Consider the following 14,934-nt stretch of genomic DNA (forward strand, 5'->3'; position numbering starts at 1 on the left):
TCAATGGCGGAGGGCGGGTGATGTCTCTCGTACACGGGTCGTGTCAGCTCTCGAGGTCGACGTCGTCGGGGACCCGGGCACGACGTGGTGGGGGTGGGTTTCGTACATGCGCACGATGACCACCACGCCGGACACGGCGGTGAGCGCGGTGACTGCCCAGATCGCGACGGGGATGTCGAAGGCGTCGGCGAGCACGCCGGCGAGGAGCGCGCCGACGGCGAAGCCGCCGTCGCGCCACAGCCGGTAGATGCCGACCGAGCGGGCGCGCCAGCTCGGATGGGCGACGTCGCCGATCGCCGCGAGCAGTGTCGGGTACACCATCGCCGTGCCGACGCCGATCAGCACTGAGGCGAGCGCCCAGATCCAGAAGCCTTCGGTGGCGGCGAACACGCCGAGCGCGGCGGCCTGGATGAGCATGCCCCCGGCGATCAGCGGCTTGCGTCCGACACGGTCGGACAAGCCGCCGGTGACGAGCTGACCGAGCCCCCACACGAGCGGATAGAGCGCGGCGAGGACGCCGATGCGCGCCACCGACAGGCCGGCGTCGGCGAAGTACAGCGGGAGCAGTCCCCACGCGAGGCCGTCGTTGAGGTTGTTGACGAGCCCGGCCTGCGATGCCGACGAGAGCGCCTTCTCCTTGAACGACGTGAGCCGGAAGACCTGGCCGGTGGTGAGCCCGCCGTGGAGATGATCGGCGGTGGCGGTGTGGGTGGCGGCTTCGTGGAGGGCGTGGCCATGGGTTTCGCGCACGAACAGTGTGGAGATCCCGAGGCCGAGCGCGGCGTAGGCGAGGCCGAGGAAGAACGGTTCGGGGCGCAGCCCGTGCTGGTCGGCGATGTAGCCGGTGGCGAGCGCGGTCAGGGCGACGGCGATGTAGCCGGCGGCCTCGTTGAAGCCCATCGCCAGACCGCGCTTGGCGGGACCGACGAGATCGATCTTCATGATGATCGTGGTCGACCAGGTGAGGCCCTGGTTCACACCGAGCAGGACGTTGGCGAAGATCACCCAGCCCCACGTCGGCGCCCAGATCAGCAGGAGTGGCACGGGGAGCCCGATCAGCCAGCCGGCGATGAGGACCGGTTTGCGGCCGTACCGGTCCGACAGGGTGCCGGCAAAGAAGTTGGTGGCCGCCTTGACGATGCCGAACGCGGCGATGAACGTGAGGGTCGCGGTGAACGCGGTGAGGCCGAACTCCTCCTTGGCGAGCAGTGGCAGGACCGTGCGTTCCTGGCCGATCATCCCGCCGACCAGCGCGTTGACCCCGACGAGCAGCAGGAACTGTGCGAGGTTCTCTCGCAATCCGAGGCGAATCGGCGTCGTCGGCAGCGCGGATCGGGTGGTGCCGGTCATGACCCGACCGCCAAGGGTCGGCCGGTCGCCGCCGCCCAGGTGTCGGGACCGCCGTCGAGCACCGACATGTCGCGGTGGCCTCGCGCAGCGAGCAAGCTCGCCCCGGTCATGGCCCGCTCACCGTGCCCGCACATCACCGTGACCGGCTCAGCGTTCGTGTCGGCGGCGGCCAGCCGGCCGAGTTCGATATTGCGGGCGCCTGGGACGTGACCGGCCGAGTACTCGTTTGCCTGGCGCACGTCGATGATCGAACCGGCCATGTCGGCGACGTCGACGAACGGCATCGTCGCCAGCTTCCTACCTGACTGCGTCCACGCGTCGATGCCGCCGACCAGCTCGCCGGTGAGGTGTTCGTGACCGATGTCGAGGCATTGGCGGACGAGGTCGGCGCGGTCCTGATCGTCATCGACGACGAACACCAGCGACCGGTCGGGGTCGACGAGCCAGCCGAGCCAGCTGGCGAACACCGGTCGCAGCGTGTTGGACACCGATCCAGGAACGTGACCGGCGGCGAACGCGGCGGCAGGCCTCGCGTCGACGACGACCCCGCCCGAGGCGAGGTGCCGCTCGACGGCGTCGGGCGTCAGCGATGCGAGTGTCGGGACGGTGTCGTAGCCCACCGGGCCGAGCCGGTTGACCTCGGGCAGGCGCGCGAAGTACGGGGGGAAGCTGCCGAAGCCGGCAACGAGCTGCTCGACGAACGTGTCCTCGTCGTGGATCGAGAACAACCGGTTCGTGGCACGTTCGTGCCCGAGTGTGGAGGTGCGCTGCGATGCCCCGGGGGCCGAGCAGAACGACCCGGCACCGTGGGTCGGGTAGACCGCCAGCTCGTCGGGGAGTTGGTCGATGCGGCGCAGGCCGCGGAACATCTCATGCGCGAGCGGGACGGCGAGGTCCGGGCCGCACAGGTCGGTCCGGCCGACGGTGCCGACCATCAGCGAGCCGCCGGAGAACAGCGCCACCGGCCGGCCGTGATCGGTCAACACGTAGGCGTGGTGGTCGGGCGTGTGACCTGGTGTCGCCAACGCTGTCAGGGTGACCTCTTCGGCCAGCTCGACGACGTCGCCGGCGAGGACCGGGCGGTGTGGTGTCTCGAGGTTCGACGCCGCGGGCGCGACGAACACCGCGTCGCGGCGTGTGACGAGCCCGGGACTGCCGGTCACGTAGTCGGCATGCGAATGGGTGTCGATCGTCCACGCGATCGACACCCCGAGCGCGTCAGCGAGACGCTCGTGCGCCATCGGAAAGCGCGGTGGGTCGACGATCGCCGCAGTCCCGTCACTGAGAGCGACCAGATACGACGAATGCCCGAGGCCTTCGTCGACGAACTCATGAACCCGCATCCCGAACCACTCCTGATCAAAGAACTTCTTGAATACTCGCGATCGGGAGGGTAACTTGTCAAGTAGATGTTTGAGCAGATTGGATGGAGGCACCGTGGGTGATCGCGTGGCGAAGGATGCGTTGTTCGACGGGTTCGCCGACATCGCCAAGGCATTGGCGAACGGGCGTCGCGCCGAACTGATCGACGTGCTCGCCCAAGGGGAACGACACGTCGAGGAGCTCGCCGACGAGATCGACCAGAGCGTCGCCAACACCTCGTTCCACCTGCGCACCCTCGCCGCCGCCGGTCTGGTCGTCACCCGCCGCGACAAGAACCGCATCTACTACCGCCTCGCCTCGGACCGCGTCGTCGAGCTGTGGGCGGCCGTGCGTGACGTCGCTGCCGCACATCACGCCGAGCTCGACGCGCTCGCCACCGCCTACCTGGGCCAGCGCGACGAGTTCGACCGGCTGAGCCGGACCGAGCTTGCCGCCCGGCTCGCCGACGGCGACGTGATCGTGGTCGATGTCCGACCGCCCGCGGAGTACGCCGCCGGACACATCGCCGGCGCCCGATCGATTCCCGCCGACCGCCTCGCCCGCGAGCTGCGCAGCCTCCCCGCCGACGTCGAGGTCGTCGCCTACTGCCGCGGCCCGTACTGTCTGCTCGCCGACGACGCCGTGCGCCTCTTGCGGCGCAAGGGGCGTGCCGCCCTGCGCCTCGAGGACGGGTTCCCCGAGTGGCGCCAGGCGAACCTGCCCGTCCAGTCGGTTCCCCCGCAGGAGGCCATGTCATGACCTCATCGCCGAGCCCCGTCGATCGAGCGCCGACGAGGTCGCCGATCGCACCCGTGGGCCGGTCTCGCTGAGCGGTCTGCGCAGCAGCTCGGCCAGCAGTTGCCGCCACCCGGGGCTGCGCACCACGCGACGTTGGGAGGGTTGCGGCCGACGAGCCGGTCGTCGTGCTCGCCGGCCGCACCGGCAGTAGGCGTCGACCAGCCGTCGACGACACCGAACCGTTCACAGCTATCGACGACCAAGGCGTCGATTCCTGTCTCCGCGAACAGAAGGCCTGTACCACCGCTCGGCGTGGCGCGTGCGTCCCGCACGGAGAAAGCCCTGGCGGACCTTGCGATCTGCCAGGGCTTTCATTGGTGGCGGGGGCAGGATTTGAACCTGCGACCTTCGGGTTATGAGCCCGACGAGCTACCGGACTGCTCCACCCCGCGTCGAAGTGGAGACAACAACATAGGCCGGAGTTCTCCGAGTGACAACCCGGCTCGTCATGGAGGGCGTGGCCGCCGCGAGATCGAGACGAGCACGGCCGCGTCGGTGCCGGTGGACCGGATCAGACGGATGGGCAGCCCCTGGCACCAGAGGATCGATCCGGGCGCGAAGGGATGCACGCTGCCGAGCCGGCTCTCCAGTTCGATGGTCCCCTCCATCACGACGAGGAGCGAGTCCTGCCAGTCCTCGGCGCGGTACTCGAGCGTGCCGCCCGGTTCGATCCTGACGGATCGGCGATCGGTCCACGGCGGGAGCCGCTGGGGATCGAGATCGAGCGGGGAGTCGTCGGCGTCGGGTCCGGACCAGCCGGTGCCTTCGGCGTGTCCGTCGCTGCCGTTCTGGTCCACGCCACCGCGTCCTGCCACGTGAGGTACAACGCCGTGACGACTGGAAACTCATCGGTCGCGGTGTCGTGACTGCTCGTCCAGGGCGGCGATCACCTCGTCGTCGGTGGTCTGCTCGAACCGGTCGTAGAACTCGCCGACGGCCCGGAGGTTCCTGGCGACGATCACGGCCACGACCTCGTCGGCGAGATCGCCGATGGCCCGGATCGAGTCGGGCGGCCCCACCGGGATGGCCAGCGTGACGGCGGCGGCTTCGGCGGAGCGCACCGACTGGAGCGCCGCCCTGGCCGTCACACCGGTGGCGAGTCCGTCGTCGACGACGAGGACGTGCCGTCCCGCCAACCGCTGGCGCTCGCGGCCCGCGCAGTAGCGCTCGACCCGCTCGTCGACGCGTCGGCGCTCCGCGGCGATCAGCTCGTCGAGTTCGTGGGGCGTCACGCCCGTCACCCGGACGGATGCCTCGTCGAGGACGAGCCCACCTCCCTCAGCGACTGCCCCGATGCCGAACTCCTCGTGTCCAGGCGCGCCGATCTTGCGGGCCACGAGCAGGTCGAGCGGTGCTCCGAGACGGCGGGCCACCGGAGCGGCCACGATCACCCCGCCGCGAGGAAGGCCGACGACCACCACGTCGTCGTCGACGTGTCGTGATGCGAGCAGCGATGCCAGCTGCTCGCCGGCGTCGAGCCGGTGGGCGAACCGTCGCCGCACCATCCCACCAGTCTGGCCGACCGGCAGACGTGCGAGTGCCGGGCGATCCAGAGATCGCCCGGCACTCGTCGGGTCCGAGTTGTCGGCGTCGGTGGACCGACAGGGCGCTCGTCGTGCAGCCCGCGGGCTGCTCGGCTCAGGAGTTCTCGACGTCGGGGGTCGAGATGTCGGGGATCGTGATGTCGCCGAGGTCGGGCATCGACACGTCGGGGATCGTGATGTCGCCGACGACACACTCCGAGATGGCGTCGGTCAGCCGCGCCACGTCCTCGTCGTCGGCGTCGTCAGCGTCCTGGTTGAGGAACTCGTTGGCGTCGTCGCCGAGGCTGTCGTACACGCAGGTGGCCTGTTCCTCGGTGAGCCCGGCGCTCTCCTGGAACTCGGCGATGATCTCTTCCCTCGACATGTCGTCGTCGCCGCAGGCGGCGAGGAAGCCGCCGAGGGCGAGCACGGCGGCGGCGGGGGCGAGCAGTCGTCGGTTCACGGAAGTTCTCCTTGTGGGGGGTGGGCCACCATGAGATGGGTGGCGGTGCCGCGCGTTGTGGGCACGGAGGATTGAGACGACCGGCCGCGCCGATCGGTTCACTCGACGCTGAATGGTGGGGGTACGGCGAGCGGACGGGCGCATCATGGCGCGTGCCCCGAAGTCGTTGCGGCGAATATCGGCCGGTCGCCGCGGTGCGGGTGGTCAGCCGCTTGTTGCCGCGTCGTGCGCGGTGTGGTCGGCGTCGAGCCGCCCGTCGCTGATGTGGAGCGTGCGGTCCGCATACGAGGTGATGCGATCGTCGTGGGTGACGATGATCGCCGCCGTGCCGCGGGCCTTCATCTCGTCGCGGATCAACTCGACGACCTGCTCGCCGAGCTTCGAGTCGAGCGCCGACGTCGGCTCGTCGAACAGCACGAGTGCCGGGTCGTTCATCAACGCTCGACCGATCGCCACGCGCTGCTTCTGGCCGCCCGACAGCTGGGACGGCAACGACGTCGCCTTGTCGGCGATGCCGAGCTCCTCGAGGAGCTGATCGGCCCGCGCGCCAGCGTTGGCGCGCCGGCTGCTTCGACCACCGAGCTCGTCCACCACGAGCAGGTTCTCCCGAGCGGTGAGGAAGGGCACGAGGTTGACGGTCTGGAACACGAAGCCCACCGACTCGCGCCGGAACCGGGTGAGCTCCGAGCCGGAGAGGTCGGTGATGTCGGTCCCGCCGACCTCGACCGAGCCCTCGGTCGGCGTGAGCAGCGCACCGGCGATCGAGCACAGCGTGGTCTTGCCCGAGCCCGACGGCCCGACCAGGGCGACGATCTCGTCGGCGGCGACGGTGAGGTCCACATGATCGAGGGCGACCACCTCACCGTCGCCGGCGGGGTACACCTTGCGGACTCCGGCCATGCACAGGGCCGGACTGGGCTCGGTCATCTCGTGCTCCTGGAAAGCTCGGCGGCAAGCGGGGGAGAGGTCGGCGATACGGTGAGGCGGAACGGGACGCGCGTCATGACGCACCACCGATCGCCGACGCCGGGTCGACGCGCAGGACGCGTCGCAGCGAGAACGCCGCACCGACGAGTGACGCACCGAGCAACACCGCCACGCTCGTGATCACGCGGCTGAGGGTGACGGTGAACGGCAATGACCCCGACGGGAGCGCGGCGTCGAGCGCCAGCGCGGCGCCGACGCCGATCGCGCAGGCGACCGCGGCGACGACGGCGGCCTGGAGAGCGACCCCGGCGAAGATCGTGGTCGACCTTGCGCCGAGCGCCTTGAGCACGCCGTACAGGCCAGTGCGTTCGACCGTCAGCAGGGCGAAGAACAGCGCCACCACCACGGTGGCGATGACGACGGTGACGCCGATGATCTGGTTGAACGTGCTGCGCTGCTGGGAGACACCGGGGATCTTGTCGATCGCCTCGGCGATGGTGTACGACTGGGTGGCGCCGTCAGTGGCCTCGTCGATCGCCGCGGCGACGCCGGCTGCGTCGGTCGCGGCCCGGACGACCAGCGCCTGGACGACCTCATCGGAGACCCTGGCGTTGGGTCGGTTCTCGCCGAGGACCGCCCGCCACGTGTCGAGTGATCCCCACAGGGAGCCCTGGCCGGAGAATCGACTGTCGCTCACGAACCCGATGACGCGGACTTCCGTCCGGGCCGGGCCGAGCTGGATCATCGTGCCTTCCTCGACACCCTCGGATCGCAATGAGTCGTCGGCGTAGACGTCGCCGTCGGCGAGCGGCGCGTCGGGGATGCCGTTCGGGGGCAGCTCGAAACCGAAGAGCACGATCGCGAGGAGGTCGCGCGGGCCGCGCCCCTCGAGGCGGCCACCGAGCTGCACGGAGCCGAGCCCGCCGACCGCATCGACGCCACCGACCGTCTCGACCTGGTCGCGGACCTCGGGCCCGATGCGACTGCGGATCGTCGACGCGTCGGATCCGACGGCGTAGACGATGACGTCGGCCTGCTGCTGGCGCAGGGCACCGGTGGAGCCGGCGACGAGCCCGTCGAGCAGCCCACCGAGGAAGAGCAGCAGCACCGAGAGCAACGTGAGGATCACGGCGGCGACGGCAAATCGGCTCGGCCGGCGCCGGAGTTCCCGGAGTGCGAGCTTCATCGTCCACCCTCTCCGGTCGTCGCCTCGATCGGATCGATCTTCAGCACCCGCCGGGCCGCGACCAGTGCACTGAGCACACCGAGTCCGAGCAGGACTGCGGCCCAGATGAGCACGGTGGTGACGTCGAACCGCAGGGTGATCGATCCGATCCGGAGCTGAGAGAGCGGCAGGTACAGCAGCGTGCCCACCGCGATGCCGATGCCCGTCACGACCAGCACCTGGAACAGCAGCGAACGCACGAGCGTCCACGGGCCGATGCCGACGGCGCGCAGGAGCGTCAGGGCCCTCGACTTCTGGAACGTCACGATGAGGAAGAACAGGCCCGTCACCAGGGGCACGACCAGGCCGTAGAGGCCGAAGATCACCTGGAACGACTGGCGCACCTGTGCCACGCCGGGGGCCCGGTCGGCGGCGTCGGTACGGCTGAGCGCCTCGGCGTCCTCGGACGTCGCGTCCACCCGCTCGGTGAGTTGGCCGACCGACACCCCTTCAGCGGGACGCAGGCCGAGCGCGTTGGGGAGGACCGACTCGGCGTCGGGATTGGCGGCCAACGCGGCCGCCTCGAAGTCCTCCCACGACGTGAAGAGGGTGGGGGTCACCTGGAGCTGGGCGTCGTCGACGACACCTACGACCTCCAACTCGGGTCCGTCGCCGCCGGCGACCCCGACGGGCACGATGCGCACGCGGTCGCCGACCGAGTAGTCGGCCGCGGAGCCCACCGCCTCACCCGGCGCCTCCACCGTGCGGCCGCCGTCCACCTCGACGATGCCGCCCAGTTCGGCGTCCTCGGCCCCGATGACCGCGGCGTCGGACGTCTCATCATCGTCGTTGACCCGAACCGTGAACGTGCCCTGGCCGATGCGGCCGGCGCTGCCGATGCCGTCGACGGCGAGGATCTGCTCCTCCAGTTCCGGGGGGATCACGCTGCCTTGCAGCGTCCGCTGACCGTCGGTGTTGTAGACGATGACCGGCGCCGATTGGGTCCTGATCGCCCCGACGAACGACGTCACCAGCCCGCTCTGCAACGCCTGCTGGAACAGGATGAGGAAGAGGAGGAGGCCGATCGTGGCGATGAGCAAGCCGAAGCGGACCTTGGCGCGCATCATCTCTCGAAGGGCCAGCGACACGGCGCCTTTCTACCCGACACGATGCATCGGCAACCCCATGACCGACGTCACGATCAACGGTCGGTGATCCTGATGTCGAGACCGCCGAACACAGCCAGCGCCATCGGCACGAGCTGCGCCTCGTCGATCTCGACGGACCGGAACGACTCCCCGCCGGTGACGTCGGTGAGGTCGCTGCCGTGCAGCCGAGCTCCGGACATCCGAGCGTGGCCGAAGACCGCGCCCGTCAGATCGCAGTCGAGCATCTCGACCCCGGACAGGTCGGCGCCGTAGAAGTCGGCGCCCGGGAGCTGGCACGCGTCGAACGCCACCGGTGTGGCCGCGGTCATGCGCAGATTGACCGTGTCGAGCCGACATCGCTCGAAGCGCACGTGCCGGAGACGCGTCTCGGCGAACACGGCCCCGGACAGGCGGCAGTCGGCGAACTCGACACGAGTGAGGGCGCAGTCCTCGAGCACGACGCCGGACAGCTCGCACCGCTCGAAGAGGCAGTCCCTCACGGTGAGACGCCGGAGGTTGGACCCGGTGAAGCGGACGCCGCGAAACATCGACTCGGCCAGTTCGACGTCGTCGGCCAGGGAACCGCTGACGTCGGCGGGCTCGTCCTCGTACGCGTCGTGTTCGTCGTGCTCGTCGCTGCCACCGACGGGGATGCCCTCCCACACCCGGCCGTCGTCGAGGACGAGATCCTCACGCGACATGAGCTGATGGGGGAGGCGGGGGCGGTGGAGCGAGGACATCGTGGTCGACCGTAACGAAGGGGTGTGACGGCCACGGGCCATCCGGCAAGGCGCCGTTCGCAGGTGTGGAACGATGGCCCGATGTCGAAGGCAGCGATCATCGTCGGAGCTCTCACGGCCGGCGCGCTGATGGGCGGGGGCCTGCTTGCGCCGGTGACGAGCCCGCCGGCGAGCGAACCGGCCGCAGCACCAGCGGGGACGTTCGCCATCCCGGCCGAGCGGCTCGCCGAGCTCGAGGCGGCCGGCTTCGGCGACATGCTGCCGGCCGACTACCCCGGCCAGCCCGATGGCGTGCCGTGGCCGACGCAGGAGTGGCCGGTCGGGCTCATGCCGGAGGGGGTCGACGTGGCCGCATTGCAGGACGCTCTGAGTGTGGCGTTCGCTGCCGATTCGGGCGTCGACGCCGTCCTCGCCGTGCACGGCGGTCGACTCGTGCTCGAGCGCTATCGCGACGGCTGGGATCCCGACGCCCCGCACGCGTCCTGGTCGATGGCCAAGTCGATCACGCAGTTCGCGATCGGGGTGCTGGTCGACGACGGTCTGCTCGATCCGTTCGCTCCCGCACCGGTACCGGAATGGGCCGACGACGAGCGCTCGGCGATCACCATCGACGACCTTTTGCGGATGCGCTCGGGCCTGGAGTGGACCGAGGAGTATCTCGACACCAGCGACGTCACCGAGATGCTCGGCGGGGCCGGTCGGGACGACCGTGCCGGTTACGCCCTGGCCAAGCCACTGGAGTTCGAGCCGGGCGCCGTCTGGGAGTACTCGACCGGCACGTCGATGATTCTCGGACGCATCATCGCCGACACGGTCGGCTACGGCGAGGTGGGAACGGCCTGGATCGACGAGGCCCTGTTCGCGCCGCTGGGCATCACCACGGTCGACCACGACCTCGACGCCACCGGCGTGATCTCCGCCGGCTCGCACATCGACATGTCCGCCCGTGACTTCGCCCGCTTCGGCCTGCTCGCCCTGCGTGGTGGCGAGTGGGACGGCGAACAGATCGTGCCGACCGCGTGGGTGGACTACGCCCGCCTGCCGTCGCCGGACATGCTGGACTACGGCGCCCACTGGTGGGTGCAGGGAGCGCACGAGGACGTGCCGTTCCCGACGATGTTCGGCGCCCAGGGCTTCAACGGTCAGCTCATCTTCGTGATCCCCGAACTCGACGCGGTGTTCGTGATCCTGTCCAACGATCCGAGCGATCGGCCCGATCGCGTCGCGTGGGGCGTGATCAACGCCTTCGCCGGCGTCGCGGCGCCGGCGCCGGCGTCAGGCAGCCAGGACGGCTGAGAGCAGCTGGCGATACACCACCAGCTGGCTGCGCATCGCGCTCGGATCCTCGAGGGCGCGAGCCAGAACGAAACCACCTTCGAACGTGGCGAAGAGGTGGTCGGAGAGGTCGTCGACGTCGATGTCGGGCACGGGTGCGCGAGCATCGAACGCCGCGCGAAGGATCTTGGCGAACTCGACACGCCATGCCGTCGCGGCGTCACGGATCGATGACGTCGTGCCGTCGACGATGAGCTGACGCTCGGCGAGCATCGCCGCGTAGAGGCAGCTCGACTGCTCTTGCATCAGCTCGTCGGCACCGTCGACGAACACCTGCACGAACGCCAACGCACGTTCGGCCGGGTCGTCGATGCCGGCCGTGGCTTCTAGCGCCCCTTCGAGGTGGGCGACATCGCCGGCGGCGTAGCGCTCGACGAGCGCACGCGCCAGAGCGGCCTTGCCGTCGAAGTGGTGGAAGAACGCACCCTTCGACGTGCCGGCGGCGGCGATCACCTGGTCGAGCGTGGTGGCGTTGAAGCCGTTGTCGATGACGAGACGCTCGGCCGCATCGAGGATGCGTTGGCGGTTGGCGCTTCCGTCCCGGGGCACGGAAATCAGTTGTACCAGACTCAACGGTCTGTTAGAACCAGACCGAATGGTCTGGTACGGAAGCCAGGCCTCCCGACTGGAGACAACGATGGACCTGAGTGCTCCCCACTACGTCGCCGACGGCGGCCTCGAGACCGACCTCATCTACAACATCGGCTGGGATCTCCCCGAGTTCGCCAGCTTCCCGCTGCTCGACTCGCAGCAGGGTCGCGACGATCTGCGTCGCTACTACGCCCGCTATGTCGACGTCGCCCGCGCCGCCGGCGCCGGGTTCCTGGTAGAGACGCCGACGTGGCGCTCGAATCCCGACCACGCCACGGCCATCGGCTACGGCCCGTACGATTTGGCTCGGATCAACAGCGAGGCCGTCGTCTTCGCTCGGGAGATCGCCGATGCCGAGGGTGACCGGCTCGCCGATGTGCTGGTGGGCGGCGTGCTCGGCCCGCGTGCCGACGGCTACTTGAGCGAGGCGCCGACCGATCCGGACGAGGCCGAGGCGTACCACCGACCACAGCTCGAGGCGTTCGCCACGGCCGGTGCCGACTACGCCGTCGCCTACACGCTCACCGATCCGGGCGAGGCGATCGGCCTCGTCCGCGCCGCTCGCGACTGCGGTCTGCCGGTCGCCGTGTCGTTCACGGTCGAGACGGACGGCCGCCTACCGAGCGGCGACGCGCTCGGAGATGCCATCCAGCGCGTCGACGCGACGGCTGCACCCGACCACTATCTCGTCAACTGTGCCCACCCCACCCACATCGCCGAGGCTCTCGCCGGAGGGGGTTCGTGGTCCGACAGGATCGTCGGACTCCGACCCAACGCGTCGAAGCTGAGCCACGCCGAACTCGACGCATGCAACGAGCTGGATCAAGGCGACGTCGGCGAGTTGGCGGCGACCCACTCGCTGATCGCCGCCGACCTACCGAACCTCCGCATCGTCGGCGGCTGCTGCGGCACCGATCATCGTCACGTCGCCTCACTCTGGGGCGTCGGTCCGGCCGACTGACACGTCGGCGTCAGGCGTTCTCGTCGTCGAGCGGCGTCAGCTCGACCAGTGTCACCTCGACCAGCGGCGCCTCGGCGAGCAGGTGCTCGAGCGTGGCCTGCTCGCGGTACCACTGTGCGCTGGGATGGGTGAGCACGTCCCGGCGGGTTGCCCGGTCCGTCACCGGCCGGGCCGTGGCGGCGAGGTCGGTGTGGGCGACGCGCTTCAGGTGCACGGTCAGCGACGGGTCGGCCATGAGATTCGCCAGCCAGTCGCGTGGTCCCGGCGTCCCTGTGATGAAGTAGCGGCCGCCGACATCGAGCATCCAGATCTCGATGCGGCGCGGGCGCCGGGACCGGACGCCGGTCGTGGTGATGTCGATCGTCAGGTCATCAGCCAGCTCCGCTGACACGATCGCATTCACAGCGGCAAGGTAGCGCGGGTCGGCGGATGAGCCCGGACGCAGGACGCTCGCCCGATCCGGCAGGGGCCGGGGCTGTTGACAGCCGGCGGACCGGCGAACGAGTCTGTCGAGGTGGAGCGGCCGAAGATGCGGGTCTCGGGACCGACGCTCGACGCTCGCGACCCGCTCGCCCTTGCCGATTTCTACTGTCGCCTACTCGGCTGGACGGTGGCCCGGAGCGAGGGGCCGCGCCCGGGCAACCCACCCACCGACGGATGGGCGATGCTGCGCGAGCCCGGTGGTCGGATGAAGCTGGAGATCCAGTGGGAGCCGCTGTACCAGCCGCCCACGTGGCCGGCTGCCGACGGTGCTCAGCAGATGATGATGCACCTCGACGTCGGTGTCGCCGACCTCGCCGATGGGGTCGCCTGGGCCGAACAGCACGGCGCGATCAAAGCGACGTTCCAACCGCAGGACGACGTCCGTGTGATGCTGGATCCCGAGGGACATCCGTTCTGCCTCTTCCTCGACGACCAGCTCTGACCGCGGTGGCGGTGGACCCGACGGGAGCTGCCAGACACATCCCGTCAGGCCCTCACGCGAGGAGGCGGGCGTACACCGCGGTGGTCGGCTCGTTGAAGCAGACGAAGCGAACGTGTTCCACGTCGGTCGACGCGCCGCGCACGGTGACGACGGCGATCTCGGCGGCGGCCTCGATCGGGTAGCCGTACACGCCGGTGGAGATCGCCGGGAAGGCGACCGAGCGGGCCCCGACGCGATCGGCCTCCTCGAGGCTACGCACGTAGCACGAGGCCAACAGCTCGGGCTCACCGTGGTCGCCGCCACGCCACACGGGCCCGACCGTGTGGATGACCCATGAGGCGGGCAGGGCGAAGCCCGGTGTCGTCTTGGCGTCGCCGGTGTCGCAGCCGCCGAGCAGGCGGCACGCGGCGAGCAGCTCGGGTCCGGCGGCTCGATGGATCGCACCGTCCACGCCGCCACCACCGAGCAGCGACGAGTTGGCGGCGTTGACGATCGCGTCGAGGGTCTGGGTGGTGATGTCGCCGCTGACGGCGTCGAGTCGCTGAACCGGCACCTCGTCAGTTTCGCGCCGTCGCCGATCGGGCTGCCGCCGCGACATGATCAATGGCGATGGAACGACTGGTGTGGCCGGTGGCGCCGATGAAGGCCACGAACGGACGGATGCCGTCGGACCCGTCGGGCTGGGTCGCCGAGCCGAAGTGGGACGGCCACCGGGCGATCGCACGGGTGGTCGGCGACCGCATCGACATCGTCAGCTCCACGGGCAAGCCGCGCACGCAGCAGTGGCCGTGGCTCGTGACGGCAGTGCGGAACGCCGTCGACGGCGACGCCATCCTCGACGGCGAGGTGATCGCCTACGGCGACGACGGACGCCATTCGTTCCAAGCCGTCGGCCGGGCCGACCGGGCCCATTCGTTCGTGGTCTTCGATCTGCTGTCACTGGGCGACACCGTGCTGGTCGACGTGCCGTGGCACGAGCGGCGGGAGCTGCTCGAATCGTCGGTCACGGGGCGCGGCAGCGTGTCGATCACGCCGGTCACCGACGATCTCGACGCGATGGTCGCGGTGACGAAGGCGCAGCGCTACGAGGGCGTGATCGTCAAGCGCACCGACTCGGTGTACCTGCCCGGGCGGCGGACGTCGTCGTGGGTGAAGGTCAAGTACCGGTACGAGCAGGAGATGGTGGTCGGCGGCTACAAGGTGGGCGAGGGCAATCGCTCGGGCACGTTCGGCTCGCTCCTGGTCGGCGTGTACGAGCCCGACGGCGGCCTGCGGTTCGTCGGCGCCGTCGGCACGGGATTCGACGACTCGACGCTCGACGCAGTGCTCGCCCGGCTGCGGCCGCTCGCCACCGACGTCTGCCCGTTCACGACGGTGCCCAAGCTGCCCGGCCGGCCAATGCTGCGCTGGGTCCGCCCCGAGCTCGTCGCTCAGGTGAGCTTCGCCGAGTGGACCGACGGCGGCGGCATCCGTGCTCCGTCCTTCCTCGGGCTCCGCGACGACAAGGACCCGCGCGACGTCGTACGCGAATAGTGGCGGTGGTCGGTCCGCCCCGGCGAGTCCGTCAGCGGCTGCGCCTGACGACCGGTGTGTGGCGGCTGCCCTGGCCAACGCCAGGGCGGGGTTCCAGCGGCGCGCCGTGTGTG

The 14,934-nt window shown here is 69.9% G+C and carries 17 protein-coding genes and 1 tRNA gene; 5 read left to right on the top strand and 13 right to left on the bottom strand.

The genetic code is table 11. The features are described 5' to 3' along the window. On the bottom strand, positions 1–1,350 hold the full coding sequence (locus DN771_RS02955; protein ID WP_116995849.1) for an MFS transporter: 1,350 nt from the start codon (positions 1,348–1,350) through the stop codon (positions 1–3). Beyond that, on the bottom strand, positions 1,347–2,693 hold the full coding sequence (locus DN771_RS02960; RefSeq protein ID WP_116995850.1) for an MBL fold metallo-hydrolase: 1,347 nt from the start codon (positions 2,691–2,693) through the stop codon (positions 1,347–1,349). The genes DN771_RS02955 and DN771_RS02960 overlap by 4 nt, the downstream gene beginning before the upstream one ends. Before the next feature lie 94 nt (positions 2,694–2,787). Between DN771_RS02960 and DN771_RS02965 the strand changes: the two genes are divergently transcribed. Then, a complete protein-coding gene (locus DN771_RS02965) occupies positions 2,788–3,471 on the top strand; it encodes an ArsR/SmtB family transcription factor (RefSeq protein ID WP_116995851.1) in 684 nt (227 codons plus the stop codon). Between the two features lie 354 nt (positions 3,472–3,825). On the opposite strand, the gene DN771_RS02970 is transcribed toward DN771_RS02965, so the two are convergent. From DN771_RS02970 to DN771_RS03005, 8 genes are all read right to left on the bottom strand, one after another. After that, positions 3,826–3,902: transfer RNA gene (locus DN771_RS02970), tRNA-Met, on the bottom strand. A gap of 54 nt (positions 3,903–3,956) precedes the next feature. Then, complete coding sequence (locus tag DN771_RS02975; protein ID WP_162941467.1) at positions 3,957–4,307, bottom strand: hypothetical protein; 351 nt, start codon at positions 4,305–4,307, stop codon at positions 3,957–3,959. Positions 4,308–4,355: 48 nt separating this feature from the next. Continuing rightward, positions 4,356–5,015 carry a phosphoribosyltransferase gene (locus tag DN771_RS02980; RefSeq protein ID WP_116995853.1) on the bottom strand — a complete coding sequence of 220 codons (660 nt, stop codon included), beginning with the start codon at positions 5,013–5,015 and terminating at the stop codon, positions 4,356–4,358. Between the two features lie 133 nt (positions 5,016–5,148). Further along, positions 5,149–5,496, bottom strand: coding sequence for a hypothetical protein (locus DN771_RS02985; RefSeq protein ID WP_116995854.1), 348 nt, complete (start codon positions 5,494–5,496; stop codon positions 5,149–5,151). A 204-nt stretch (positions 5,497–5,700) separates the two neighbouring features. Next, positions 5,701–6,423, bottom strand: a complete 723-nt coding sequence (locus DN771_RS02990) for an ABC transporter ATP-binding protein (RefSeq protein ID WP_116995855.1) — start codon at positions 6,421–6,423, stop codon at positions 5,701–5,703. Positions 6,424–6,496: 73 nt separating this feature from the next. Next, positions 6,497–7,609 (bottom strand): FtsX-like permease family protein, encoded by a 1,113-nt coding sequence (locus tag DN771_RS02995; protein ID WP_116995856.1) that lies wholly within the window; start codon positions 7,607–7,609, stop codon positions 6,497–6,499. Continuing rightward, on the bottom strand, positions 7,606–8,736 hold the full coding sequence (locus tag DN771_RS03000; RefSeq protein ID WP_116995857.1) for an ABC transporter permease: 1,131 nt from the start codon (positions 8,734–8,736) through the stop codon (positions 7,606–7,608). Before DN771_RS03000 ends, DN771_RS02995 begins: the two co-directional genes overlap by 4 nt. A 53-nt stretch (positions 8,737–8,789) precedes the next feature. After that, positions 8,790–9,476 (bottom strand): pentapeptide repeat-containing protein, encoded by a 687-nt coding sequence (locus DN771_RS03005; RefSeq protein WP_116995858.1) that lies wholly within the window; start codon positions 9,474–9,476, stop codon positions 8,790–8,792. Between the two features lie 81 nt (positions 9,477–9,557). Here DN771_RS03005 and DN771_RS03010 point away from each other — a divergent pair, with 81 nt between their 5' ends. Further along, a complete protein-coding gene (locus tag DN771_RS03010; protein ID WP_116995859.1) occupies positions 9,558–10,772 on the top strand; it encodes a serine hydrolase domain-containing protein in 1,215 nt (404 codons plus the stop codon). Here the strand turns inward: DN771_RS03010 and DN771_RS03015 are convergent. Further along, entirely contained in the window at positions 10,752–11,360 is a 609-nt protein-coding gene (locus DN771_RS03015) for a TetR/AcrR family transcriptional regulator (protein ID WP_162941468.1), read from the bottom strand. The two genes, DN771_RS03010 and DN771_RS03015, sit on opposite strands and share 21 nt — an antisense overlap. An 88-nt stretch (positions 11,361–11,448) precedes the next feature. On the opposite strand from DN771_RS03015, the gene DN771_RS03020 reads away from it, so the two are divergent. Further along, on the top strand, positions 11,449–12,363 hold the full coding sequence (locus DN771_RS03020; protein WP_116995861.1) for a homocysteine S-methyltransferase family protein: 915 nt from the start codon (positions 11,449–11,451) through the stop codon (positions 12,361–12,363). A gap of 10 nt (positions 12,364–12,373) precedes the next feature. On the opposite strand, the gene DN771_RS03025 is transcribed toward DN771_RS03020, so the two are convergent. Beyond that, positions 12,374–12,766 (bottom strand): nitroreductase/quinone reductase family protein, encoded by a 393-nt coding sequence (locus tag DN771_RS03025; RefSeq protein WP_116995862.1) that lies wholly within the window; start codon positions 12,764–12,766, stop codon positions 12,374–12,376. Positions 12,767–12,877: 111 nt separating this feature from the next. Between DN771_RS03025 and DN771_RS03030 the strand changes: the two genes are divergently transcribed. Beyond that, on the top strand, positions 12,878–13,288 hold the full coding sequence (locus DN771_RS03030) for a VOC family protein (RefSeq protein WP_205528388.1): 411 nt from the start codon (positions 12,878–12,880) through the stop codon (positions 13,286–13,288). A 52-nt stretch (positions 13,289–13,340) separates the two neighbouring features. Here DN771_RS03030 and DN771_RS03035 read toward each other — a convergent pair whose 3' ends face one another. Next, positions 13,341–13,841, bottom strand: coding sequence for an O-acetyl-ADP-ribose deacetylase (locus DN771_RS03035; RefSeq protein WP_227462260.1), 501 nt, complete (start codon positions 13,839–13,841; stop codon positions 13,341–13,343). Between the two features lie 56 nt (positions 13,842–13,897). On the opposite strand from DN771_RS03035, the gene ligD reads away from it, so the two are divergent. Further along, positions 13,898–14,821, top strand: a complete 924-nt coding sequence (ligD, locus tag DN771_RS03040; protein WP_162941469.1) for a non-homologous end-joining DNA ligase — start codon at positions 13,898–13,900, stop codon at positions 14,819–14,821. The last annotated feature ends 113 nt before the right edge of the window (positions 14,822–14,934 follow it).

This window comes from Desertimonas flava, from assembly GCF_003426815.1.
In the GTDB taxonomy this organism is placed as follows: domain Bacteria; phylum Actinomycetota; class Acidimicrobiia; order Acidimicrobiales; family Ilumatobacteraceae; genus Desertimonas; species Desertimonas flava.

What these genes read in the sequence shown, in the direction of transcription:
- DN771_RS02955 (WP_116995849.1), bottom strand. Translation starts at nt 1,350, where the DNA reads ATGACCGGCACCACCCGATCCGCGCTGCCGACGACGCCGATTCGCCTC.
- DN771_RS02960 (WP_116995850.1), bottom strand. Translation starts at nt 2,693, where the DNA reads ATGCGGGTTCATGAGTTCGTCGACGAAGGCCTCGGGCATTCGTCGTAT.
- DN771_RS02980 (WP_116995853.1), bottom strand. Translation starts at nt 5,015, where the DNA reads ATGGTGCGGCGACGGTTCGCCCACCGGCTCGACGCCGGCGAGCAGCTG.
- DN771_RS02990 (WP_116995855.1), bottom strand. Translation starts at nt 6,423, where the DNA reads ATGACCGAGCCCAGTCCGGCCCTGTGCATGGCCGGAGTCCGCAAGGTG.
- DN771_RS02995 (WP_116995856.1), bottom strand. Translation starts at nt 7,609, where the DNA reads ATGAAGCTCGCACTCCGGGAACTCCGGCGCCGGCCGAGCCGATTTGCC.
- DN771_RS03005 (WP_116995858.1), bottom strand. Translation starts at nt 9,476, where the DNA reads ATGTCCTCGCTCCACCGCCCCCGCCTCCCCCATCAGCTCATGTCGCGT.
- DN771_RS03010 (WP_116995859.1), top strand. Translation starts at nt 9,558, where the DNA reads ATGTCGAAGGCAGCGATCATCGTCGGAGCTCTCACGGCCGGCGCGCTG.
- DN771_RS03020 (WP_116995861.1), top strand. Translation starts at nt 11,449, where the DNA reads ATGGACCTGAGTGCTCCCCACTACGTCGCCGACGGCGGCCTCGAGACC.
- ligD (WP_162941469.1), top strand. Translation starts at nt 13,898, where the DNA reads ATGGAACGACTGGTGTGGCCGGTGGCGCCGATGAAGGCCACGAACGGA.